At 63.0% G+C, this 23,655-nt stretch carries 25 protein-coding genes; 15 read left to right on the forward strand and 10 right to left on the reverse strand.

Annotated elements, in window-relative coordinates; genetic code table 11:
- Positions 1-50 precede the first annotated feature (50 nt).
- Positions 51-260, reverse strand: coding sequence for a hypothetical protein (locus tag LVY65_RS05195; protein ID WP_235066923.1), 210 nt, complete (start codon positions 258-260; stop codon positions 51-53).
- Positions 261-380: 120 nt separating this feature from the next.
- Here LVY65_RS05195 and LVY65_RS05200 point away from each other — a divergent pair, with 120 nt between their 5' ends.
- Positions 381-554 (forward strand): hypothetical protein, encoded by a 174-nt coding sequence (locus LVY65_RS05200; protein ID WP_235066924.1) that lies wholly within the window; start codon positions 381-383, stop codon positions 552-554.
- 4 nt (positions 555-558) lie between these two features.
- Here the strand turns inward: LVY65_RS05200 and LVY65_RS05205 are convergent, their stop codons facing one another.
- The gene (locus tag LVY65_RS05205) at positions 559-1,209 is read right to left on the reverse strand and encodes a S24 family peptidase (RefSeq protein ID WP_235066925.1); all 651 of its coding nucleotides are present in this window, start codon (positions 1,207-1,209) and stop codon (positions 559-561) included.
- A gap of 414 nt (positions 1,210-1,623) precedes the next feature.
- Between LVY65_RS05205 and LVY65_RS05210 the strand changes: the two genes are divergently transcribed.
- Positions 1,624-1,815, forward strand: coding sequence for a hypothetical protein (locus LVY65_RS05210; RefSeq protein WP_235066926.1), 192 nt, complete (start codon positions 1,624-1,626; stop codon positions 1,813-1,815).
- Here the strand turns inward: LVY65_RS05210 and LVY65_RS05215 are convergent.
- Together LVY65_RS05215 and LVY65_RS05220 are read right to left on the reverse strand one after the other, a co-directional pair.
- The gene (locus LVY65_RS05215; protein WP_235066927.1) at positions 1,812-2,285 is read right to left on the reverse strand and encodes a hypothetical protein; all 474 of its coding nucleotides are present in this window, start codon (positions 2,283-2,285) and stop codon (positions 1,812-1,814) included. The genes LVY65_RS05210 and LVY65_RS05215 overlap by 4 nt on opposite strands.
- 43 nt (positions 2,286-2,328) lie before the next feature.
- On the reverse strand, positions 2,329-2,871 hold the full coding sequence (locus tag LVY65_RS05220) for a type 1 glutamine amidotransferase domain-containing protein (protein WP_235066928.1): 543 nt from the start codon (positions 2,869-2,871) through the stop codon (positions 2,329-2,331).
- Positions 2,872-2,923: 52 nt separating this feature from the next.
- On the opposite strand from LVY65_RS05220, the gene LVY65_RS05225 reads away from it, so the two are divergent.
- The 8 genes from LVY65_RS05225 (at position 2,924) to LVY65_RS05260 (ending at position 11,032) form a co-directional block, all read left to right on the forward strand.
- On the forward strand, positions 2,924-3,964 hold the full coding sequence (locus LVY65_RS05225) for a DNA topoisomerase IB (RefSeq protein WP_235066929.1): 1,041 nt from the start codon (positions 2,924-2,926) through the stop codon (positions 3,962-3,964).
- 32 nt (positions 3,965-3,996) lie between these two features.
- Positions 3,997-5,127, forward strand: a complete 1,131-nt coding sequence (locus LVY65_RS05230; RefSeq protein ID WP_235066930.1) for a mechanosensitive ion channel family protein — start codon at positions 3,997-3,999, stop codon at positions 5,125-5,127.
- Positions 5,128-5,193: 66 nt separating this feature from the next.
- Positions 5,194-5,649 (forward strand): MaoC family dehydratase, encoded by a 456-nt coding sequence (locus LVY65_RS05235; protein WP_235066931.1) that lies wholly within the window; start codon positions 5,194-5,196, stop codon positions 5,647-5,649.
- An 11-nt stretch (positions 5,650-5,660) separates the two neighbouring features.
- Complete coding sequence (locus LVY65_RS05240; protein ID WP_235066932.1) at positions 5,661-6,845, forward strand: acetyl-CoA C-acyltransferase; 1,185 nt, start codon at positions 5,661-5,663, stop codon at positions 6,843-6,845.
- Positions 6,846-6,886: 41 nt separating this feature from the next.
- A complete protein-coding gene (locus LVY65_RS05245) occupies positions 6,887-7,492 on the forward strand; it encodes a DUF4126 domain-containing protein (protein ID WP_235066933.1) in 606 nt (201 codons plus the stop codon).
- Positions 7,489-8,886, forward strand: coding sequence for an MFS transporter (locus LVY65_RS05250; RefSeq protein WP_235066934.1), 1,398 nt, complete (start codon positions 7,489-7,491; stop codon positions 8,884-8,886). Before LVY65_RS05245 ends, LVY65_RS05250 begins: the two co-directional genes overlap by 4 nt.
- A 53-nt stretch (positions 8,887-8,939) precedes the next feature.
- Positions 8,940-9,188: a hypothetical protein gene (locus tag LVY65_RS05255; RefSeq protein WP_235066935.1), complete on the forward strand. Its 249-nt coding sequence runs from the start codon at positions 8,940-8,942 to the stop codon at positions 9,186-9,188.
- A gap of 74 nt (positions 9,189-9,262) precedes the next feature.
- Positions 9,263-11,032, forward strand: a complete 1,770-nt coding sequence (locus tag LVY65_RS05260; protein WP_235066936.1) for a tetratricopeptide repeat protein — start codon at positions 9,263-9,265, stop codon at positions 11,030-11,032.
- Between the two features lie 2 nt (positions 11,033-11,034).
- Here LVY65_RS05260 and LVY65_RS05265 read toward each other — a convergent pair whose 3' ends face one another.
- From LVY65_RS05265 to LVY65_RS05275, 3 genes are all read right to left on the reverse strand, one after another.
- Positions 11,035-11,802: a hypothetical protein gene (locus LVY65_RS05265; protein ID WP_235066937.1), complete on the reverse strand. Its 768-nt coding sequence runs from the start codon at positions 11,800-11,802 to the stop codon at positions 11,035-11,037.
- Between the two features lie 74 nt (positions 11,803-11,876).
- On the reverse strand, positions 11,877-13,709 hold the full coding sequence (locus LVY65_RS05270) for a DUF885 domain-containing protein (protein WP_235066938.1): 1,833 nt from the start codon (positions 13,707-13,709) through the stop codon (positions 11,877-11,879).
- Between the two features lie 63 nt (positions 13,710-13,772).
- Positions 13,773-15,002 carry a polyhydroxyalkanoate depolymerase gene (locus tag LVY65_RS05275; RefSeq protein ID WP_235066939.1) on the reverse strand — a complete coding sequence of 410 codons (1,230 nt, stop codon included), beginning with the start codon at positions 15,000-15,002 and terminating at the stop codon, positions 13,773-13,775.
- Between the two features lie 137 nt (positions 15,003-15,139).
- On the opposite strand from LVY65_RS05275, the gene LVY65_RS05280 reads away from it, so the two are divergent.
- Positions 15,140-16,912: an ABC transporter transmembrane domain-containing protein gene (locus tag LVY65_RS05280; protein WP_235066940.1), complete on the forward strand. Its 1,773-nt coding sequence runs from the start codon at positions 15,140-15,142 to the stop codon at positions 16,910-16,912.
- 21 nt (positions 16,913-16,933) lie between these two features.
- Here LVY65_RS05280 and LVY65_RS05285 read toward each other — a convergent pair whose 3' ends face one another.
- Positions 16,934-17,161 carry a hypothetical protein gene (locus tag LVY65_RS05285; protein WP_235066941.1) on the reverse strand — a complete coding sequence of 76 codons (228 nt, stop codon included), beginning with the start codon at positions 17,159-17,161 and terminating at the stop codon, positions 16,934-16,936.
- 117 nt (positions 17,162-17,278) lie between these two features.
- On the opposite strand from LVY65_RS05285, the gene LVY65_RS05290 reads away from it, so the two are divergent.
- A complete protein-coding gene (locus tag LVY65_RS05290) occupies positions 17,279-18,496 on the forward strand; it encodes a S41 family peptidase (RefSeq protein ID WP_235066942.1) in 1,218 nt (405 codons plus the stop codon).
- Positions 18,497-18,525: 29 nt separating this feature from the next.
- Here LVY65_RS05290 and yczE read toward each other — a convergent pair whose 3' ends face one another.
- On the reverse strand, positions 18,526-19,161 hold the full coding sequence (gene yczE / locus LVY65_RS05295) for a membrane protein YczE (RefSeq protein ID WP_268828575.1): 636 nt from the start codon (positions 19,159-19,161) through the stop codon (positions 18,526-18,528).
- Positions 19,162-19,221: 60 nt separating this feature from the next.
- On the opposite strand from yczE, the gene yczR reads away from it, so the two are divergent.
- The 3 genes from yczR to LVY65_RS05310 all read left to right on the forward strand — a co-directional run bounded on the left by yczR (position 19,222) and on the right by LVY65_RS05310 (position 23,019).
- Complete coding sequence (gene yczR, locus LVY65_RS05300; protein ID WP_235066943.1) at positions 19,222-20,667, forward strand: MocR-like transcription factor YczR; 1,446 nt, start codon at positions 19,222-19,224, stop codon at positions 20,665-20,667.
- A 160-nt stretch (positions 20,668-20,827) separates the two neighbouring features.
- Positions 20,828-21,316, forward strand: coding sequence for a peptide-methionine (R)-S-oxide reductase MsrB (gene msrB, locus LVY65_RS05305; RefSeq protein WP_235066944.1), 489 nt, complete (start codon positions 20,828-20,830; stop codon positions 21,314-21,316).
- Complete coding sequence (locus tag LVY65_RS05310; protein WP_235066945.1) at positions 21,316-23,019, forward strand: cytochrome c biogenesis protein DipZ; 1,704 nt, start codon at positions 21,316-21,318, stop codon at positions 23,017-23,019. Before msrB ends, LVY65_RS05310 begins: the two co-directional genes overlap by 1 nt.
- On the opposite strand, the gene LVY65_RS05315 is transcribed toward LVY65_RS05310, so the two are convergent.
- On the reverse strand, positions 23,016-23,603 hold the full coding sequence (locus LVY65_RS05315; RefSeq protein WP_235066946.1) for a hypothetical protein: 588 nt from the start codon (positions 23,601-23,603) through the stop codon (positions 23,016-23,018). The two genes, LVY65_RS05310 and LVY65_RS05315, sit on opposite strands and share 4 nt — an antisense overlap.
- Positions 23,604-23,655: the final 52 nt, after the last annotated feature.

A 23,655-nucleotide genomic window follows, 5' to 3' on the forward strand; every position in this document is an offset into this window, starting at 1 on the left:
ATGGGTGATTAGAGACTCCACCTCCCGCGCGCGGGGAAGTGGACGCTGATTTAATGTATCGTGCCGCGAACTTCCTGGTCGGACAGGGTGACGATCACTCGCTCGATCTGCCGCCAATGGCAGAATTTCAGGACATTCCCCTTTCCACGACTGTCCTCGGCTCGAGCTGCGGCTTCGAATCCGGCGTCGTCGCCAAAGGTTTCGAGCAGCAGCGCAGCATCCGCCAGCGCAGCGCGGTCAGGGATGAAGGGCGTATCCATTTGCCCCAAATAACTCGCCGGTCCTTGCATTTCGGGGCACAGACAAGGTCAACGAACTGTCAACCATGAATTTCTGACCTCCGTATTGCACGAGGGGCTAGTGGTGGGCATGGCATGTCCATGCCAAAACCTCGCACCCCCGCCGCCGGCGGAATCTTCCTTTTCCTTGGCCCGGTCATCGGCGCATTGTACGGAATCGGCCGCGGCGAACCGATCCTCTGGATGCTCTACGGCTTCGGCATTGGCTTCGCGCTGGCGGTTATCATCTGGCTGGTGGACAAGCGGCGGGGCTGACCGCTCAGGCGATCTTCCGCCCGGTCCAGATTACTCGGCCCACGCATTCGATCTCGTCCAGGCTGCAATCGGGCAAATCGCCATAAGCCGGATTGTCCGACTGGACCGTGACCCGCCGTCCGACCGGATGAATCGCCAGCCGCTTGACCAGCAGAGTGCCGTCGACCCGCAAAACGTAAATGCCGTCACGCAGGCGCTCGGGGCCGTCGGCCAGGTCGACCAATATGTCATCGCCCGCACTCAACGTCGGCGCCATCGAATCTCCTTCGACCCGGATCAATGACAGCTTCGATGCGGGCGACCCGGTCAATGCCTTGAGCCAACGTGGGTCAAAGGCAAAATATGGTTGCGTTCCTTCCTCGCCGGGAATCGCGCCGGGACCGGCCGATGCCCGGACCGGGCTGCGCATCACCGGCACCAGCTGGCCATATTGGGCAGTCGAGTCCTCGGGCAATCCGCCGAGTAGGGATTCGGGAATCTGGAAATAGCGGGCCAACGTCCTCCGCTCGCGTTCCTTGAGCTGGCGAGGCGTGCCCTTGCGCAGATATTGTTGGATGTATGCGTCGTTGCGACCGACCAGCCGCGACAAGGAGGCAAAATTCTCCCCTCTCTCCGCACAAAGCGACTCAAGCACCTGGCGAGGGTTCGAACTCATAGCAAAGCATTAACCCTAGGAAATTTCCTAGACAAGTAGGAAATGCATTGGAAATGAAGCGGAGGCCGAGTCGCCAAAGTGATGGGGACAGACAACCGTGCATCTTCTCAGGGACGTGGAAAAATATCTTAAGAGCAGCAACACCCCGGCCGCCCGGTTCGGGCGCGAAGCAATGGGCGATCCTCGATTCGCATTCGATCTGCGGAGGGGCCGCGAACCGCGGGCCCGGACCGTCGAACGCGTCCGCGCTTTCCTGGAGACGGTTCAATGATGAAGCCGGCCCTCTCGCCTGCCGCGGCAGGCCTATTGCGCGCCCTGATCGCCAGAGGTGGAATTGATCGCGATAGGATTTTGCTTACCGATTTCCGGTCAACAGATTGGCAATCGCTCATATTCCTAGGCGAACGGCATGAAATGGAGCTTCGGGTGCCGGGCCCGGACGCAATACAGCTGGCCGAGCGTCTCACCCAAGGACTGGCGGATGCCGAATTCTCCATTCCGGGGCAGATTGTCGCTGACATCGGCCTCGAACTGCCGCCGATCCGCAATTTCGACGGCTCGGTCAGCCTCTATATCGAGGCGCTGACAATCTCGGAACAAGGTTAGCGCAGCGACGCGCGAATATTGGCCAGTGCGGCGTGTAGTGCGGCGCTGGCATCGGCCGGGCGCTGGTCGGGCTTCGCTGGGTCCGGTTGGGGTGCACGGCGCCCGTCATTCAAATAATCTTCGATCCGCAGGACAAGCTCTCCGGGGGTGGGCTCCGTCCGCGCGAACAGCTGCACAACGCGCGAATCACCTGCGATCTCTACCAGCGGATCGTCGAGCAGCAGCTCGTCCGACGTGCTTGCCGCACCCTCGATCGGCACCGGCTCAAAGCCCGCTTCAGTTGCATTCGCGGCTCCGCCTGCAAACCGCAATGCGACAATTGCGACAGACACCGCAACGACGCCAACAGCCGCAGTTGCGGCCTGGGACAGCCCAGCCATCCACGCAGCCCAGCTGGCCGCAGCCGCCAACAAGGCGGGTGCAACCCATTCGGCGGTGACTTCGACGGGATGTTTCTTTGCCCAGGCCATGAACCACACCATAGGGCAAATTGCTTGCCAAGCGGTTTAAGCCTCAGGCCATTGCTTCAATCGCCTTGATCAGCGCGTTGGTGAAGGCGGGGACGTCGTCGGGCTTGCGGCTGGTGATGATGTTGCCGTCGGTCACCGCCTCTTCGTCAACGACATCGGCACCTGCGTTCCTGAGGTCGGTTCGGATCGATTTCCAGCTGGTCGCCCTTTTGCCGCGCAACACATCGGCTTCGACCAGCAGCCAGGGGCCGTGGCAGATCGCCGCAACCGGCTTTCCCGTATTGGCGAATTCTCGGATCAAATCGACCGCGTCCTCATGCATGCGCAGCTGGTCCGGATTGCCGACCCCCCCGGGCAGCAGCAATGCGTCGTAATCGGCAGCCGTCGCCTCACTGATAAAAATGTCGGGAGTGATCCGCTTGCCCGGCTCGTCGTGAACCGTGCCCATGATCTCGTCCAGGCTAAGCGACGCAAGCGTCACCTCCGCGCCCCGGTCAAGCAACCGCTCGCGCGGGCCGAAGAGCTCGCTTTCCTCGAACCGATTAGTGGCCATGATCAGCACCTTGGCTTCGCCGATCGGGGGCATGGACTTCTCCTGTTTTAAACCGGCCGCGGAACCGCTTCGCCTCAGCACGCTTATGACTCGACCAACGATGGAAAGCGCCAAAAGGATGCTGCGTCATAGCTCAGACGACGAGCCGGGTTACAGCCGTCAAAAGAAAGGGCGCTCCTGGGCCTATTTCGACGAACATGGCAAGCGGGTAACCGACCGCGCTGCGATCGACCGGCTGAACGCAATCGCGCTTCCTCCGGCCTATACCGACGCATGGTTCTGCAAGGACCCTGACGGCCACCTCCAGGCAACCGGCCGCGACGACCGCGGGCGCAAGCAATATCGCTATCACGAGCAATTTCGTTCGAAGCGCGACAATTCAAAATACGCCGGCTGCCGCGAATTCGGTGAGGCACTGCCACGACTGCGCGCCAGGGTCGAGCGCGATCTCAAGAAACGCAAGCTGGAACGCACCACCGTGATCGCCGCGGTCGTGCGACTTCTCGATCGCGAGCATATCCGCGTAGGCAATGAAGAATATGCACGCGAAAACAAGAGCTTCGGCGCGACAACGCTGCGCGCCCGGCACGTGAAGCGGACAGGCGGCAAGCTCAAGATGCGGTTCGCGGGCAAAAGCGGTGTGATCCACGAAAAGACCATCACCGATCGCAGCCTGCAGCGCGTCGTCAAGAAATGCCAGGACCTGCCAGGGCAAATGCTGTTTCAATATGTGAACGGCGATGGCAATCCTCAGGCGGTCACCTCCGCTGACGTAAATGACTATATCCGCGACGCGACCGGAGGTGATTTCACCGCCAAGCATTTTCGCACCTGGGGCGCCAGCGTCCTCTTCTTCAAGCAAATGCTCGCCAAGGCCGAGGAGAAGCGCCTTAGCCTCAAGACCGCGCTCGAGCCGGTCGCCGAAGCGCTCGGCAACACGCCCGCCATCAGCCGCAAAAGCTACGTCCACCCGATGCTGATTGATGTGCTTCAGGAAGATCCCCGTGATCCGCTTCGCGGCTTCACCCCGCCGCCTGCGCGTCGTCGCTTGTCGAGCGCTGAAACCGCCTTCCTGGCCTTCCTCAAACGGAAGGGACGGAGCCGCAAGCGGGACACCGTGGCTTGAACCTTGCCGCGTCCGCCTTCACAAGCCCGTTCATGAACAAGTTGGACGTGGCCACCGCTCCTCGAGAGTTTGGGAATGTCATCGATTGGCTGCTGGCCAATCTGGACCGGCTGGCGATCGGGGCAATCGTTGCTGCCGCCATCGTCGGCATCATGCTGGTCATGCGCTGGATTGGAAATCGAATCCTCGCAGGCGACACCGAAGTCCTCGGCTGGAAAGGCATAATCGGCCGTGTTCTTTCGAAAACCAGCGTCCTCTTCATGGTCGCGGCGGCGGTCGACATTGTCTGCACCTATACCGACGTTCCGCCCAAGCTCGCGCGCCTCGCCGACATATTCTTCATCATTGCTTCGACCTTGCAGGTGGCGATTTGGGCTCGCGAGGTCATCATCGGCATGATCCGGGCCCGCGTCGGCGACGATCCGGCAAGTTCGACGCTGGGCAATGCGATGGCCATCATTCGCGTGCTGGTCAGCGTGGCCGTATTCGCCATCGCAATCATCGTCATCCTCGACAATCTTGGCGTCAACGTAACCGCGCTGGTGGCTGGCCTCGGCATCGGCGGCATTGCCATCGGCCTTGCCGCCCAAGGCATTTTCTCCGACTTGTTCGCCGCGCTTTCGATCCTCTTCGACAAGCCTTTTCGCCGCGGGGAGACGATCCGCTACGGTTCAGGCACCGATGTCACGATCGGCACGGTCGAGCGCATCGGCCTCAAGACAACCCGCCTGCGCAGCCAGACTGGCGAGCAGGTCATCATGGCCAATACCAAGCTGCTGGAGCAGGAAGTTCGCAACCTGGCCGAAGCAAAGGTCAGGCGCGTCGCGCTGACGTTCAGCCTGACCTACCGGACATCGCCGGAAACGCTCGAACGATTGCCCGCGATAGCCGAAGACGTGATCAAGGCCGTCAAGACCGCGAAGCTTGTACGCTGCATCCCCACGGCATTTGCGCCAAGCTCGATCGATTGTGAGCTGGTCTATGACGACCGCACCATCAACCCCGACACGCTGGCGCATCACAAGGCGGACGTCATCGTCGGCATCGCCCGCGCATTCGTGCGAGAGAAGATCGAGTTCGCTTACCCGACCCAGACCACCTACACCGCCGCGCCGGACGGGACGCTGGTGATGCCCTGGGCTCCGCCAATCGACCGAAAATAGGCTTGCCGTAGCGTCGGCGGCGCGGGCCTTGCCAGCATCGCTCGGCGAGGCCTAGGACATCGGCCGATGCCCATTTCCACGCTCGACGAAATCCGCTCCAAGATCGGCCAGCCGGTCGGTTCCTCCGACTGGATCGAGGTCGGCCAGGACCGCATCAGCCAATTCGCCGACGCGACCGAGGATCACCAGTTCATCCACGTCGATCCCAAGGCCGCGGAGGCGGCCGGTTTGGGCGGGACCATCGCCCATGGCTTCCTGTCGCTGTCGCTGCTCAGCCGCATGGCCGCCGACGTCATGCTGATCCCCGACACCACTAAAATGGCGCTCAATTACGGCCTCGACCGCGTTCGCTTCCTAGCCCCGGTCAAGGCTGGGAAGCGCGTCCGCGGCCATTTCACGCTGGATGGGATCGACGAGAAATCTCCCGGACAGCTGCTCATCCGCCAGACCGTCACGGTCGAGATTGAGGGCGAGGACAAACCCGCCCTCACCGCCCAGTGGCTCGGCCTGATTTTTACCTAGGAGAACCCCCAATGTCCGTCCGCGACGCCGTCATCGTCTCCACCGCCCGCACGCCGATCGGCCGCGCTTACAAGGGCGCGTTCAATGCCACCGCCGGCGCCACCCTCGGCGCGCTTTCGCTCGCACCCGCAATCGAACGCGCGGGGATCGAGGCAGGCGAAATAGACGACGTCGTATGGGGTTGCGTCCTGACCCAGGGCACCCAGGCCGGCAACATCGGCCGCCAGGTCGCGCTCCGCGCCGGATGCCCGGTAACCGTCAGCGCTCAGACTATCGACCGCCAATGCGCGTCGGGCCTCATGGCGATCGCCACCGCCGCCAAGCAGGTCATTATCGATCGCATGGATATCGTCGCCGCCGGCGGCCAGGATTCGATCAGCCTTGTACAGACGCCGGAGATGCGGATCAGCGGAGATCCCTCGCTGATTGCCATGCACAAGGACGTCTACATGCCGATGCTGGGGACCGCCGAGACCGTCGCCCAGCGTTACGGCATCAGCCGCGAGGCGCAGGACGAATATGCGCTCCAGTCGCAGCAGCGCACCGCCGCCGCCCAGGCCGAGGGCCGCCTGTCGGCCGAGATCGTCCCCGTTACGACCAACATGGCCATCAAGGACAAGGAAACCGGCGAGGTCTCGTTCAAGGAAGTGACCATCGACAAGGATGAGGGCAACCGTCCCGACACCACGTTGGAAGGTCTATCCTCGCTCCAGCCGGTGCTGGGCCCGGGCACCAGCATCACTGCCGGCAACGCCAGCCAGCTGAGCGACGGCTCGTCGGCTTGCGTCATCATGGATGCCGCTGCCGCCGAGAAGCGCGGGCTGGAACCGCTCGGCCGCTACATCGGCATGGCGGTCGCTGGCACCGAGCCCGACGAGATGGGCATCGGCCCGGTGTTCGCGATTCCCAAGTTGCTCCAGCGTTTCGGCCTCAAGATGGACGACATCGGCCTGTGGGAATTGAACGAGGCGTTCGCGGTGCAAGTCCTATACTGCCGCGACAAACTCGGCATTCCCAATGACATCTTGAACGTCGATGGCGGCGCCATCTCGATTGGCCACCCCTACGGAATGTCAGGCGCGCGCCTGACCGGCCATACGCTGATCGAAGGCAAGCGCCGGGGCGCCAAATATGTCGTTGCGACGATGTGCATCGGCGGCGGAATGGGCGCGGCGGGCCTGTTTGAGGTGCTCTGAGTCTTGACGGCACCGCAACGATCCTTGCGCGTTAGGGCCGAATGACGCCGGTCGAACTCGTCGCCCTCGCCGCCTCCACCAGCCTGCTGGCTGGCTGGCGGCTTTACTTGGTGACCTTGGTCACTGGACTGGCGATGAAGTTCGGCTGGATCGCCCTTCCCGAGCATCTCCATGCGCTCGACGTGCTCGCCAATCCCTGGGTGTTAGGCATCGCCGCGGTCGGCACTTTCATGGAATTCTTCGCCGACAAGATCGCCTGGGTCGATAGCGCCTGGGATACGGTCCACAGCATTATCCGCCCGCTTGGGGGCGCGCTGCTCAGCCTCGCCATCGTCGATAGCGCCGATCCGGCCTGGCAGGTCGGCAGCTTCCTGCTGGGCGGCGGCGCCGCGCTGGTCGCTCATGCCGGCAAGGCAGGCGCGCGAACGCTGGTAAACGTCAGTCCCGAGCCCTTCTCCAATGTTATCGTCTCTACCGCAGAGGATGTGGCGACCGGCGGCCTCCTGGCCCTGGCCATCGCCAATCCGATTGCTGCGGCGATCATCGCGGTAGGTTTGGTATTGCTGTCTCTCTGGCTCGTAATTTCCGCCCGCCGCGCCTTGCGTCGCCTCATCGATCGTTTGAATCCGCCCCGGATTGGCGTGTGAACCGAGAAACGTCTTCGGCCCGGCACGAGCCACGCTGGACGCTGGTCATGTCGATCGCCGCCTCCTCGCTCAGCTTCATCGACGGATCCATCCTCAACGTCGCCCTTCCCACGATCCGCGCGGGAACCGGCGCCGGTGCCGCCGAGGTACAATGGGTCGTCAATGTTTACACATTGCCGCTCGCGGCGCTGATCCTGCTGGGCGGCGCGCTCGGCGACCACCAGGGGCGCCGGCGCTGGCTGGTAATCGGAACCACCCTGTTTGGCCTTGGCTCCCTGGCCTGCGCCCTCAGCGGGTCGCTCGAACCGCTCCTCGCCGGCCGCGCGCTGCAGGGGATTGGTGCGGGCTTGCTGCTCCCCAACAGCCTGGCGCTGCTCAATGGTGCCTATGATGGCGAGGCCCGCGGCCGTGCCATCGGGACGTGGGCAGCGTCGGGAGCGATCGCGGCGGCAATCGCCCCGATGATCGGCGGCTGGCTGGTCCAGAATGTCGGCTGGCCGAGCATTTTCTACATCAACCTGCCCTTTGTCGCCGCCGCGATATTTATCGCGCAGACAAAGGTTGGGGAGGTCAAGGAGCCTGAAAAGGCAAGGCTCGATTTGATTGGAGCTTTGCTCGCGACCCTCGGGCTAGGCGCCGCCACCTACGGCCTGACTTTATGGTCGCAGACATTTTCGCTCACACCGGCCGCGTCGGTCGGATTGGCCGCCGGAGCCGTCCTGTTGCTCATATTCCTGCTTTGGGAACGGCGCCTTGGCCTGAAGGCGATGGTTCCGCTGTCATTGTTCGACAATCGCTGCTTCTCGGCGCTCAACCTGCTGACCTTCCTGCTCTACGGGGCATTCGGCGGCGCCATGCTGCTCATTCCCTATGTGCTGATCGAGGCCGGCGGCTATTCGCCGATCCAGGCCGGCCTGTCGCTCCTTCCACTCTCGATCCTGCTCGGCCTTGCGTCACCCATCATGGGCAAGCTCGCGGTGCGGGTCGGGCCGAAGCTGCCCTTGACCCTCGGCCCGATCATCGTCGGCGCCGGCCTGATCCTCGCCACGCGGATTGCGTCGGACCAGGCCTATTGGACCAACGCCTTCCCGGCGATCCTCGTCATGTCGATCGGAATGACCCTGGCGGTGGCGCCGCTGACCAGCACCGTCCTGGCCGCGGTCGACAAGCACCAGACGGGAATGGCATCAGGCTTCAACAGCGCGGTGGCGCGGCTTGGCGGATTGATCGTGGTCGCGCTACTTGGCGCGGTCCTGGCCGGTACTGGCGACGCCTTGTTAGCGCCATTTGCCAAAGCACTGATCGCAATGGGCATTATCGCCGCGCTCGGTGGACTTTGCGCCCTGTTCGGCCTGCGCGGTCAATGGATTCGAAACCCCGAGCCATTGAGCTGATTGAACTGTCTGCCTCGACGCGGGTTTGAACCGGCAATCAGGAGGTTTCGCTTATGCCCGAATCCGCAACCCCGCTGGCCCAGCGCATTGCCCGGGTGCTCGCCGGATCGCAGCTTAGCAGCAATGCCGAGGGCAGCGATCCCTCAGCCGGCAGCAAGGTCGACGCGGCCTGGCCGGAGCATATGAACCAGGCGTTGGCCGTGCTGCACACCATGCGCGAACCGGACGAGAAAATGGCCGCCGCAGGGGATACCGAGACCTGGCGGAAGATGGTCAAAGTGGCGATCCGGCAAGCCGAATAGCAGCAGCGCAAGCGCTACCGCGACTCCCGTATATTTTGTGATAAATAACCACCTCGACTCAGTGGGAGGTGGCAATGAATCGCGTAGATCGCGCAGCATTGGCCCTGGCGTCGACCACATTGTTTGGCGCCTCGGCCCCTCTGGAATTTTCTTCTCAAACGCTATCAATGCTGGATCCGTCGGCGGCCTTTACGGCGCTTTGCGGCGGAGGCGGCAGTCCCTCGATGCGGGGCAAGCTGGCCATGTCAGCGGCAATCGTCCAGGCGATGGCTCAATCTCCAGCGGGCATCCGGCTCTACGACGGGTTGGGCAAGGTCCACTTCCCGATCACGACGGCCAGCCCAGAGGCCCAGCGCTATTTCGACCAGGGGATGGCGTTCGCTTATGGCTTCAACCACGCCGCCGCGATCGCCTCCTTCCGGGAGGCTCAGCGGCTCGATCCCTCCTGCGCCATGTGCTGGTGGGGCGAATCCCTCGCCTATGGCCCCAACATCAATGCACCGCTGACGCCCGACGCCAATGAGTTGGCATTGAAAGCGATTGCCCGGGCGCAGCAATTGTCGACCAGCGTAACGCCGCCGGAGCGGGCGCTGATCATGGCCCTGACCAAGCGCTATTCGGCAGATCCCAATGCGAAACGGACCGATCTCGACGGCGCCTATGCCGACGCGATGCTGACCATTGCGCGCTATTATCCGCAGCATGACGACATAGCATTGTTGGCCGCGGAATCGGCGATGGACACATTGCCTTGGGACTATTGGGAACCAGACAAGCAAAGCGCCAAGCCGCGGCTCGGTGAGGCTATTCGCCTGGTCGAGATGGTCATGGCACGCAACCCGGACCACCCGCAGGGCGCGCACCTCTATATCCACCTGATGGAAAATGGTCCGGACCCGAAGCGCGCCGAAGCGGCGGCCGACCGGCTGTCGAGGCCGCTTGCCGGCGACGCCGGGCACCTCGTCCACATGCCGGCGCACATCTACTACCGGCTGGGCCGGTGGAAGGATTCCATCCGCGTCAACATCGACGCCGCCCATCAGGACGAGGCCTATATCAAGGAATCCGGGGACAAAGGTTTCGTCCGCTACGGATATTATCCGCATAACGTCCATTTCATCGTGACGTCCGCCCAAATGGGCGGCGACCTGCCGACCGCGATCAGCGAAGCGAAGCGGCTTGCATCCATCGTCGATGCCGGCACCGCGGCGCAGCTTGCCTGGGTGCAGGCGATCAATGCCGCGCCATATTTCGCGACGCTGCAATTCGCCTCACCGGCGGAAGTGCTTGCAATGCCGGAACCCGATCCGCGCCTCGTATACGTCCAGGGAATCCGCCATTATGTTCGCGCGGTTGCCTACGCCGAACAGAACAACCGGCGCGGCTTCGACAGGGAACTGGCCGATCTCAAGCGCCTGCAAGGCTCCGAATTGCTAAAGCCGATGGTCGACCAGGGCATGCCGGCGCCCGACCTCCTGGCGCTGGCGGAACATGTCGCACTGGGCAAGCAGGCCTCGTTCCGTGGCCGCCACTTGCAGGCCGCCGATCACTTCCGTGCGGCGCTCGCGATAGAGAACGGCATTCCCTACATGGAACCGCCCTGGTGGTATTATCCTGTCAACCAGTCGCTGGGCGCAGCCCTCTACCGCGCCGGAAAATATGAGGAGGCGCGCCAAGCCTTCACCGCCGCGCTTGCCAAATATCCGGGTAACGGCTGGGCGCTCTACGGGCTGGCGATGGCCGAACGGGCGCAGGGCCGCCCGGCCCAGGCAGCGGCGGCCAGGGCAGCGCTGGGCCGCGCCTGGCTGGGCGACTATCGCTGGCTGAAGATGGAGCGAATTTAAGGCTAGAAAGCGAGCAGGAAGTCGGTGAACCGGTACCAGGCGTCGCTATAGCCGACCACCAGCCGCAACACTTGTACCGCAATCGTCACGCCAAAACCCCACCAATAGGCCGGATGGACTCGGCCTTGGCTGCGCCAATCGTGAACCATGGCCGCGACGATCAATAGTACGACCAGGGAAACCGGAACCATCGTCCGTTCGATCGGCAAAGGCGGCGCGAGCCCCGGCCGAAGCCCTGGTCCTCCACCGGTCGCGGCGAGGAAGAAAAAGCGCGCTACGGCCGCTTGCAGCAAGGCGGTGGTGGCCAGCAGCATCTGCCGCTTGTGCCATTCCGGCCGCTTGAGATTGACCACCGCCGCAGCGACAAATCCCGCAAACAGCAGCACCGCCGTAACCGGTACAATAGTGAAAGCGCGCGCCCCGTCGCCATACCCTAGATCAAGCCTCGCCTGGAGGCCCTCGATGGTAACCGCTAGGCCGGTGAACAGCATCGCCGTCGCAAGCGAAATGCCGAGCAGTCCCCACGCCCGGTGCTTTTTGATCTTGCCGTTGGCGACCAGTAAAGCCTGCGACAGGAAGAACACGGTCCAAAGCGAAAACAGCAAGCCGTGGAGGTGCATCATCGGCGAGCCGGTGAATGTACCTTGGGCAATCTGCAGCCAGTAAGTCTCGAAGAAGCCGCCGAAAGCGATGGCCACGAAGATCGCCGCCATCGTCACGTAGAATTTGCCGACCATCGGTCGCCGGCGCGGGGCTTCAATCGTTGCCATGGCACTGTTCCCCTGCCGGCGTCACGCCGACGGGATTAGCTTAGCGAAGAACGGCTGAAGACTCTAGGCAGCGCTCAGCGGTTCGCTGCGATGTACCGATCGATCACCGTTTCGAGCAGGGTCATCGGAACGCTCCCGCCAAGGACAACGGCGTCGTCGAATTTGCGGAGGTCATATTTTGGTCCAAGCGCCGCCTTGGCCTTGTCGCGCAGCCGGACGATTTCGAGATGGCCGACCTTGTAGCCGCATGCCTGTCCGGGCATCGAGCAATAGCGGTCAACCTCCCCAGTGACAGAGTTGCGATCATCCCCATTGGTCGAAACGAACCAGTCGATTGCCCGATCACGGGTCCAACGCTTGGCGTGAAGCCCCGTATCGACCACCAGGCGGCAGGCGCGGAAGCTCGACGACTGCAGGTAGCCAAGCTGGCCCATCGGATCGTCGGCGTAGACACCGAGCTCGTCCGCCAGCTGCTCGGCGTAGAGCGCCCAGCCCTCGCTATAGGCATTAAACGCCAGCATCGACCGGATAAGCGCCATGCGGTTGGCATATTCGCCCTGCCAGACGTGGCCCGGAATGCCTTCGTGATAGGTCAGCGTCGGCAGCGAGAAGCGCGGCCATTCCGCCGTGTCGCGGAGGTTGATGTAATATTGGCCCGGCACCTTGCCGTCGATCGATCCGGCCGAAGCATAGCCGCCAGGAGCGCCGGCCTCGATCTCCGGCGGCACGCGCTTGATAATGAGCTTGCCCGGGACCAGCGTTGCAAAAGCTTGCGGCAGGCGACCTCTGACATCCGCGACCCGATCGTTCAAATAGGCCAGCAACTGCTCACGCCCCGCCGCCGTGTTCGGATAAAGCTGGCTCGGGTCCTTGCCGAGCGCCGCCATCCTCTCGCCAACGGTTCCGCCGGTCATGCCCTGCTTGGCCATGATCGTTTCCATCCGCGTCTGGATCGCCTTGACCTGCTCCAGGCCGAGCTGGTGGATGTCGTCGGGGCTTCGATTGGTGGTCGTTCCGGCTTTCAGCGCCCAGGCATAATAGGCGTCTCCATCGGGCAGGTGCCACGCGCCCGCATCGGACTTGGCGACCGCCCGGTGGCGCTTCAGCTCGTCGGCCTGCCGATGCAGCGCCGGAAGCACACCTGTCGTAACCGTTTGCCGAACCCGCTCGACGATCTTCGGATCGAGCCCTGCCTTGGCCACCGACTTGGAAATGGAAGAAACCAGGGTCGTCTCATCCGGCTTTTGCGCCGCACCGCCGCTGATGACCGCAATTGCCTTGTCGAGCACGAAATCGGGCGCAACCACACCGATACCGCGATCATGGGCCATTCGATCGGTTTCGCCATCGAGCGCTTTGACATAGCCCTCGACCCGATCGGCATAAGCCTCGGCATCCGCTGTAGTCGCGACCGTGTGCCGGCTGCTCAGGAAATCCGGAATCTCGATGAAGGCGCCGGCCAGCTGGTTCACCACATAGGGTGTGTTGCGATAGCCGATGTTGGGATCGAGGTTGACGACGTCGCCATAGGGAAAGCGATAACCCTCGTCGGTGATCTCATGCGCAGAAAGCGCGACCGCCGCATCCAGGTTGGCGGGGACGCCAAGGTCGGAAAGGTCGAGTGACTTGAGCTGGGAAAGCCGCGCCCGCGCCGCCTCGGCCAATGCCGCCCGCCCCTCTGCCGTGCGGTCGGTAAGGCGATGGGCAAGTGGCTCGCGGGCGCCGGTCGCGATGCCGAGGATGGTGGCATTCTCGGGATATTCGGCGAGCATCTGCTCCGCCATGTCGGACAGTTGCTTGGGAAGCTCCGCGCCGGGCTTTACCTGCTGGTTGCCAACCTTGCAGCCACCAAGAAGACCTGCAGCGGCAACGCCGCCCAAAAATTCACGCCGTGCCAGTTGCAACATCAGGCCGCTCTCCCTCATTTTTTAAAGCGCGCTTATCGTCGGCGCGCGCGATTTCAAGCGGCGTCAGTCGTTCGCCGCGATGAATTTCTCGACTACCGGCGCAATTTTCTCGCGCCATTTGCGGCCGTTGAAGATGCCGTAATGGCCGACGTCCTTGGCCAGATGATATTGTTTCTTGGCCGCTGGCAACTTGGTCGCCAGGTCCAGCGCGGCGCGGGTCTGGCCAATGCCCGAAATATCGTCACGCTCGCCTTCGATCGCCAGCAGGGCCGTATTCTTGATCGCCGCCGGGTCGACCCGCTTCCCGCGATGCTTGAATTCGCCCTTGGGCAGCAAATGGCGCTGGAAGACAACGTCGACGGTCTGGAGGTAAAATTCCGACGTCATGTCGCACACCGACAGATATTCGTCGTAAAATGATCGGGTTGCATCGGCGCTCTCATCGTCGCCGACGACGAGATGCTTGAACATCTCCCAATGGCTGACGAGGTGCGATCCAAGGTTCATGGTCATGAACCCGGCCAGTTGCAAAAACCCCGGATAAACCTTGCGGCCTGATCCGGGGTAAATCATCGGTACGGTGGCGATCACGTTGCGTTGAAACCATGCGTGTGGGCGCTCGGTCGCCAGCGTGTTAACGGCGGTCGGCGCGCGTCGCGTGTCGATCGGCCCGCCCATCATCGTCAGCGTCTTCGGGGTCGCCGGATGCTTGTCGGCGTTCATGATCGCGGTCGCGGCATATGCCGGCACCGACGGCTGGCACACCGCAAGCACATGCGGCCGCTTGCCAGTCCGCTTTAGGACCGCTTCGCTGAACTCGATCAGATAATCGATATAATCGTCGAGGTCGAAGCTGCCCTCGTCCATCGGCACCAGCTTGGCATCACGCCAGTCGGTGATGAACACGTCATGCTTCGGCAGCATCCGCTGCACCGTGCCGCGCAGGAGCGTCGCATAGTGACCCGACATCGGCGCGACGATCAGCAGGGGCTCACCTGGCTCCGCCCCTACTTTGCGGAAATGCTTCAATTGCCCGAACGGCTTCCTCAGCGCGATATCCTCGTCGACCGCGACCTGCTTCTTCCCGACCAGCACTTCCTCGATGCCGAATTCGGGCTTGCCGCGCGGTGCCGATGCATGGGCAAAAACTTCAAGGCCCGCTGCAACCAGCGGGCCCATCGATGCATAGCCGAACGGATTGCTCGGGTTGCTGAGCCATCCGGCGCCGAGGCCCGCTAGCTTGCTCGCGCTGGTCAGCAGCGAACGCTGCACCTCATAGGCGTCGTAAAGCATCAAAGATCCTTGAGATGTGGAGCACGTGGAAAGGGAATGTGGAACCGCTTTCCCGCAACGGCAAGTAAATTGCTGCGCCGCACCCGCGGCGTCGCGGCAATTGAGGCAAAGCGGACACACTGCTAGGTCGCGTACCCATGGCCAGCGTCCCCGACGATAAGCAGAAGAAGAGCCTCTCCAACCTCGGCATGGTATGGAGCTTCGCGCGCCGCTATCCCGGCCACCTCGCCATCGCTGCGGTGGCGCTACTGGTCGCCGCGGCCGCCACGACCGGCGTGCCCTATGCCTTCAAGCTGATCATCGACCGCGGCTTTTCCGGCGGCGGCGATATCTCCCGCTGGTTCGAATATCTGCTCATGCTGGTGGTGGTGATGGCGCTTGCGACCGCCGTCCGCTTCTATTTCGTCAGCTGGATTGGGGAGCGGGTCGTCGCCGACATTCGCCTCGCCGTGCACCGCAATCTCCTCCGCCTCGCCCCGGGCTTTTTCGAGGAAAATCGCCCGGCGGAGATCACCAGTCGCATGACCGTCGACACGACTATCATCGAACAGGTGGTCGGAACGACCATTTCGGTCGCGCTACGTAACGTCGTACTTGGCATCGCGTGTACGGTCATCCTGTTCGTGCTTGCACCGAAACTTGCCGCATACCTGCTACTCGGCATTCCGCTGGTTGTGGTTCCGATCACGTTCATCGGCCGCCGGGTTCGCGCCATCTCCAAAAAGAGCCAGGACCGCATCGCCGATGTTGGCACCGTCACCAGCGAGGTGCTCGGCGCAATGAAGATCGTCCAGGCGTTCGGCCAGCAGGGCCGGGAGACCGAGCGATTCGCCCAGGCGACCGAGACCGTGTTCTCGGTGGCCAAACGCCGAATCCTCCTTCGCGCCTTGATGTCGGCGATTGTCATCGCCCTGATGTTCTCGGCGATCACCCTGGTCATCTGGCAGGGCGCGATCGACGTGCGCGCTGGTGTGATTACCGGCGGCACCATTGCCGCGTTCGTACTCTACGGCGGCCTGCTCGCCGGCGCGTTCGGTGCCCTCTCCGAAGTCTATGGCGACCTGCTTCGCGCCGCGGGAGCGTCGGAACGGCTCAACCAGCTGCTCTCGGCCAAGCCTGAAATCCGCGCTCCCGAAAACCCTGTCCCCCTCCCCAATCCGGCCGAGGGCCGGCTGGTCTTCGATCAGGTGACGTTCCATTACCCGACCCGCCCCGAAACATCGGCGCTCGACGGATTCAGTCTTGCAGTAAGGCCGAAGGAGCGACTTGCCGTTGTCGGCCCGTCGGGAGCCGGCAAGACCACCATTTTCCAGCTTGCCCAGCGCTTCTATGACCCTGAGAGCGGCCGAGTGATGCTTGACGGCGTCGACTTGAAAGACGCCGACCCGGCCGACGTCCGCCAGCGCATCGCCATGGTTCCGCAGGACGTCGTCATCTTCGCCTCCTCGGCCCGCGACAACCTCCGCTACGGCAATTGGGAAGCAACCGAGGACGAGATCTGGGAGGCCGCCCGCGACGCCAACGCGGAAGCCTTCCTGCGCGCGCTTCCGCAAGGCCTCGATACTTTCATGGGCGAAGGCGGCGCGCGCCTGTCCGGCGGCCAGCGGCAGCGCATTGCAATTGCCCGCGCCCTGCTTCGCCGCAACGCGCCACTGCTGCTGCTCGACGAGGCCACCTCTGCCCTAGACGCTGAAAGCGAGCGGTTGGTTCAGGAAGCGCTCGACCGGTTGATGGGCGACCGCACCACCATCGTCATTGCTCATCGCCTCGCCACCGTCCGCGCCGCCGACCGGATCATCGTCATGGACCATGGCCGGATTGTCGAGGAAGGCGACCACGGTACCCTCACCGCCCAGGGCGGCCTATACGCCCGCCTGGCCCGCCTCCAGTTCGACGGGCTGGCGGCATAGGATTCGCTGCCTTTGCAGCTCCTAAACGAGCTTAAATTTTCTAGCGACGAATAGTGGCCCAAACACCGAAATTGCGATTCCGGTGAGCGAGCAGAAGGCCAACCACATTGCCATTGCCGTACCGCCCGCTTCGTACATCCCGTAAAGCACCGGGCCAGCGAGAATGAGCCCGCGAACCTCGTTCGCCACAAGAGCAGCAAAGCCGGCCTTCACCAGCAGTCGAATGATGTTCCGCGGTTGGGTGCGCATTCGCCCTTCATCGCACGCAGGCAGTTAAGAAGCGGTTGATCGCACCGCATTTCCGGGCATTGGCTCAATGAGGTTCGGGAGGTGGCAAACGGCCGCTGCCGGCCCTATGGCATTGGCATGCGCAGCACAAAGGCCGGATCGACGTCCTCACCGAGGCGAAGGACAAATATTCCGGCCATCTTGATGTTTGCCAATCTGGCCGGAGGAGCATTGGCGCAAACCGGCCAAACCGCGAGCGACTATGCCATCGACGCCAGAGCGCTCGAACCGCTGATCGCCGCGAACTATGCTTATCTCGACCATCTGCCGAATGGCAGCGTTCCTTCATCGCCGAAACTGATCGCCGAGCGGGATGCGGTGCACGACCGGGATTCCCTGCTTCATTATGCCGAAGACATGATGGCTTCGCTTGCGGATCATCATGCGATCACCGGTAGCTCGTTTGGGGACAGCTGGGCGGTCGTGCCTACCTATAGCGACCTTTGGATCGTCATGGATTCGCAGGGATATGTTGTCGATGCGGTGCGGGAGAATAGTCCGGCGTCCGCCGCGGGGATCAGGCCAGGCGATCATTTGACGAAGATCGGCACTCAACCGGTCGCAGAAGCCGTTGCCCAATTCTGGTCGGCTCTCGGATTGGAGCAAACTCCCGAGCGATCCGCCTTTGCCGCCCGGGTGCTTGCTGCCGGCCGGCGTGATCGACAGCGCCAGCTTGTGTTCGATGGAGTGGGAGGCCGCCGGGCCGTCACGCTCGACAATCTCTATGTAAAGTCTGCGGACATGCCGCCGCTGACGGTTCTTCGGAATGGCCGTGGCGATACGGAGATACGGCTCAACAATTCCCTCGGGGAGAATGGTACGATCGCGGCATTCGATGCGGCGATGTCTGCGATCCCTACTGGGAGCCGTCTGATCCTTGACCTGAGCGACACGCCGAGCGGCGGAAACACAACCGTTGCTCGGGCAATAATGGGTTGGTTCGTCGACCGGCCGGTGTCGTATCAAATTCATCAGCTGCCAGCCGAGGAACGCGAGACCGGCATTCCGCGTCAATGGATCGAGCAAGTCCTGCCGCGCCCTGGAAAATATTACCGAGGTCCCGTCGAGATCAAGGTGGGTCGGTGGACTGGCAGTATGGGTGAAGGCCTTGCCATCGGCCTGCAGGCAATCGGCAAGCCGCTCTGCGGCGGCGGCATGGCGGGGCTGAAAGGTGCGGTTTACGACTTTCCACTGCCCGCTACCGGAATGGTGGTGAAGTTTCCTGCCGAGCGTCTTTACACCGTCTCGGGAACGCCGCGTGAAGCGGTCGTGCCACGCGCTTGTCAGCCGCACTGAACCTCTGAGGTAGCCTTAGCCCAGAGGATTCAACGCGGCTGGGGACAGCAATCCGGATCGATCAGAAGCTCTGGTTCAGCGCTTTCACGCTCGTCGGCGATGGTGAAAATGGGCAGCATCAGGTGAACGATGGGCCCGATGGCAATTGCATATAGCGCCGTCCCGAGACCCAGCGTGCCGCCCATTACCCAGCCCGTCGCGATCACGACCAGCTCGATGCACGTGCGCACGAACCGTACCGACCGCCCGGTGCGCTTGACCAGTCCGGTCATCAGCCCGTCACGCGGACCGGGGCCCAGGCCGGCGCCGATATAGGCTCCCCCGGCCACGCCATTCAGGAAGACGCCGGCGAACAGCATCGCCCAGGCCATTGTCAGGGAACCCGCCGGCGGGATCAGCCACAGGCTGATGTCGGTCCAGATACCGATCAGGAAGACGTTGCTGATTGTACCGATGCCGGGCCGCTGCCGAAGCGGAATCCACAACAATAGCACCGCCGCGCCAATGATGATGATGATCGTGCCAAGCCCAAGGCCTGTGCGGGCCGATAGGCCCTGGTGAAACACGTCCCACGGGTTAACGCCAAGGTCGGACCTGACCATCAGGCCGACCGAAAGACCGTATAGCGCGAGGCCGAGGAAAAGCTGGATCAATCGACGAGTCATGCCTATAGGATCGTTACAAGTGGCATTGATTAATATAGCCACTTTCGTGAAGGTGGCCTGATGACCATGCGGAAGATCGGAGCGGCGTCGCTACAACGGCTGATGGGCGGCTGGCGGGCGGATGCGGCCCGGGTGCCGACCTACCGGCAAATTGAACAGGCGCTGCGGCTGCTCATTCTCGACGGCCGGCTGCCTGTGGGAATCCGCCTCCCCGGGGAGCGCCTGCTGGCGCCGGAGCTGGGTGTCAGTCGAACGACCGTGACTGCCGCCTACTCCGGGCTTCGTTCACAGGGCTTCATTGCCAGCCGGCACGGGTCCGGCAGCGTGACCAGGCTTCCGCGCGGGGCGGCGCCAGACCCGGCGGGCGCCCTTGATGAGACAGATATCGACTTTTCGATCGCCGCCATGCCGGCACCCAAGGAAGTGCACGCCGCCTATGCCCAGGCGCTGGAAGAGCTGCCCCGACACCTTCCCGGAATCGGCTATGAACCGGCCGGCATTCCCAGCCTCCGTTCGGCGATCGCAGAGCGTTACACCTGGCGTGGCGTGCCCACTTCGGCGGACGAAATATTGGTGACCCAGGGCGCGCAGCACGGACTGGTGCTGGTATTGAGCCTGCTCGCCCGCCCGGGCGACCCGATCGTGGTCGATCACCCCACCTATTCCAAGGCGCTCGAGGCCATCCGCGGCGCATCCTGCCAGCCCATTCCCGTCCAATTGCCCGCCGCGGGTTGGGACCTGGACCAGTTGCGGGCGACGATCGTGCAAACCGGGGCGCGGCTAGCCTATCTGCTGCCCGATTTTCACAATCCGACCGGCCGTTTGATGGGTTTCGACTGCCGGTCTCGGGCTGCAGCTATTGCCGCGAAGACAGGCTGCCACTTGATCGTCGACGAAACCATGTGCGACCTTTGGCTCGACCAGCCACCGCCACCGCCGCTCGCCTCCTTCGATCGGGCCGCCAAGGTCATTTCCATCGGGTCGATGGGCAAAAGCTTTTGGGGTGGCCTTCGTATGGGCTGGATCAGGGCGGACCGCGAATTGATTGCCGCCCTCAACGTTGTCCGCTCGGCAGTGGATATGGGTAGCCCGATCGTTGAGCAGCTCGCTGCAGCCATTCTGCTTCGCGACCCGGAGCCGACGCTGGGGGAGCGGCGGCAGGCGATCCGCGGACAACGCGATTATCTGCTCGATCTTGTTGCGGAACGCCTGCCTGAATGGCGATTTCAGCGTCCTTCGGGCGGATTATCGGCCTGGGCGGAACTCCCACGCCCAGTCAGCACCGCGCTGGCGGCGGCGACGCACAGCCTCGGCGTTCGAATTGCAGCAGGCAATCGCTTCGGAGTGGACGGCGCGTTCGAACGATTTGTCCGCCTGCCCTATGCGCTGCCCACCGACCGGCTGCTCCAGGTCGTCGAGCGGTTGGAGCAGGCTTGGGGTCAGGTCACGACACCGGGCGCGAGGCGGCTGGCCCCGGCAATGGCCGAGCTTACGGAGGGCATTTGAGGAGCAATTACGGCGCGGGCGCGATCGCCGGGAATCAATAAACCGACGTTCGCCCACACGCTGTAACCTTTGGGCCGGTCATTTCGAACTATCCTGCATGATGGCCCTTGCAACGTCGCGAGCCGACTGACCATGTTAACTGATAGCGGAAGTGATGCCGATGAAAGCCCAATCGAACCGCCGCGCCTTTCTTGGCCTGTCGGGTGCAGCGACTGCCGCCGCGATTTGCGTCCTGGCCAGCGGACGTACCGCTGCTGCGGATTTTGAAGTCCGGCGCAGCTCGGACGACTGGCTTCGCCGGCTTGGACCGGCACGCTACCAGATCCTGCGCGAGGCGGGCACCGAACGTCCGTTCACCAGCCCTCTGCTCAAGGAACATCGCAAGGGTATCTTCGCCTGCGCTGGCTGCGACCTGCCGCTGTTCAGTTCGGTCGCCAAATATGACAGCGGCACCGGCTGGCCCAGCTTCAATAAGGCATTGCCCAACTCGATCAAATATCGCCGCGACCTGACGCTCGGAATGGTCCGGACCGAGGAACATTGCCGCCGCTGCGGCGGGCATCTTGGCCATGTGTTTGACGACGGACCGCCGCCCACCGGCAAGCGGCATTGCATCAACGGCCTTTCCTTAACGTTCAAGCCCGCCTGATGCTGCTTTTCCTCCTCGCCTATCTTGGCGGCATTCTCACCATATTATCGCCTTGCATCCTGCCGGTGCTGCCGTTCGTCTTTGCCCGCGCGGATCGCCCCTTCCTCAGGAACGGCCTGCCCCTTCTCGCCGGAATGGCGATTACTTTCGCCGGTGTCGCTACGCTGGCCGCGGTCGGAGGTGGCTGGGCGGTCGCAGCCAATAGTGCGGGCCGTTGGATCGCTATCGTCCTGCTCGCCGGCTTCGCCCTGCTGCTGATCTTTCCGCAAATGGCGGAACGCGCCATGCGCCCGTTGGTCGGCCTTGGGGAGCGATTGTCGACCAAGGGTAATGAGGACCGGATCGGCGGAGCCTTACTGCTCGGCGTCGCAACCGGCCTGCTGTGGGCGCCCTGCGCGGGACCCATTCTCGGCATCATCTTGACCGGTGCAGCCTTGTCGGGAGCCAGCGCCGCCACTGCCGGCCTGCTTCTCGCCTATGCGCTTGGCGCCGCGACCAGCCTTGCCCTTGCCCTGCTGGTCGGCGGCAGGATGTTCGCGGCCATGAAGAGGTCGATCGGTGCCGGCGAGGGCGTGCGCAAGGTGCTGGGCGTGCTCATCCTCATCGGCGTCGCAACCATCGCACTTGGCCTCGACACCCGCGTCCTGGCCCGCCTGTCGACCGCACAGACGTTCGGTTTCGAACATCGCATCGCCCAATTGCTCGGCATGCAGGAGGAAGAGCTCGGCACGAAAACCGGGGGCATGTTGCCTGTCGAAGGACCGTTACCGTCGCTTGACGGCGCGGTCCTGTGGATCAACTCGCCGCCGCTGACCCGCGAGCAGCTGCGCGGCAAGGTCGTGCTAATCGATTTCTGGACCTACAGCTGCATCAATTGCATCCGCTCCATTCCTTACACCAAGGCTTGGTCGGCGCGGTACAAGGACCAGGGGCTGGTGGTGATCGGCGTGCATGCGCCCGAATTCGCGTTCGAGCGGGATGCTGTCAACGTCCGCAAGGCCGTACGCGACTTCGGCATCCGCTACCCGGTCGCGCTAGACAACAACCTCGCCATCTGGCGCGCTTTCGACAACCGCTATTGGCCCGCCCATTACCTCGTCGATGCGCAAGGGCGGATCCGTTATCATCATTTCGGCGAGGGCCATACCGACGAAACGGAACAGGCGATCCGCGCGCTGCTGGCCGAAAAGGGAGCCAAGCTCGGCGCTACTGCCCGCGTCGCCGCGTCGGGTGCCGGCGCCGCTGCCGATTTCGCGTCGATCCGGAGCCCCGAAACCTATGTTGGCAGCAGCCGCGGGCGGTCGTTCGCCTCCCCTGGCGGACTGCGTGCCGGCGTCAACGACTATCGCTTGCCGCCCTCATTCAAGCTCAATGATTGGGCCTTCGACGGCCGCTGGAAGGTCGAGCCCCAACGGTCGATCGTCCAAAGTGCAGGCGGAAAGATCGCCTTCCAGTTCCGCGCGCGTGACCTCCACCTCGTGCTCGGCAGCTCAACCGGAAGACCTGTCCGCTTCCGCGTACTGCTCGATGGCAAGGCGCCGGGAAGTGACCACGGCATGGACATTGACGCCACCGGCTTCGGCCAGGTTTCCGAACAACGCCTCTACCAACTCGTCCGCCAAAAAAATGCCGCACAGGAACGGCTTTTCACGATCGAGTTCCTCGAACCCGGCGCCGAGGCCTACGCGTTCACGTTCGGCTAGCGCAGCAACATCACGGTCATGGCAACCAATAGGAGCCACTGCCCGATCATGATGGCTGCGTTCCCGAACCCCACCGCCAGCGACCCCTTTGCCTCGACTGCGAACCACCGTGCTTCCACCACGAGCAGCCAGAGCAGCGAGAGCGCCAACAGCGAAAAATAGACGGCGACGGGCAATGAAAAGCGCTCTGCGGCGAAAAGCGACGCTACGTCCCACATCAGTGCGAATAGACCCGTGACATAGCATTGGGCATAAAAAGGCGCCCTCAACGACTCCTTTCCAAGCTTGATTCCACGCAGCCTGAGCAGCCTGACGGCAGCCGCCAGCGGCAGTACGGCAAATGTCAGGATTCTGAAGATGATGAGGGCGGTATCGCTGCTGATCAGTCCGCTGAAGCCCTGGGTGTTGGTCACTATTTCACTTTCGCCGACCGTCACCAGCTCGACCGAATGCACCAGGATCAGCGTAAGGAGCAGGAATATTGGCGGCGACACCAGCTCGTCGAACAGCGCCTTTCCGGGCTCCAGCGCGTCTTTTTCCGCAAGCTTCAGCGTTGCAATGGGCGAACGAATGATCCGCCACAACGTAATCGGATAGAAGACCAGCTAGCTCACCACCTCGTAGAGAAGTTCGTCC

The sequence above is a fragment of the Sphingomonas cremea genome, from assembly GCF_021502585.1.
GTDB classification, from domain to species: domain Bacteria; phylum Pseudomonadota; class Alphaproteobacteria; order Sphingomonadales; family Sphingomonadaceae; genus Sphingomicrobium; species Sphingomicrobium cremea.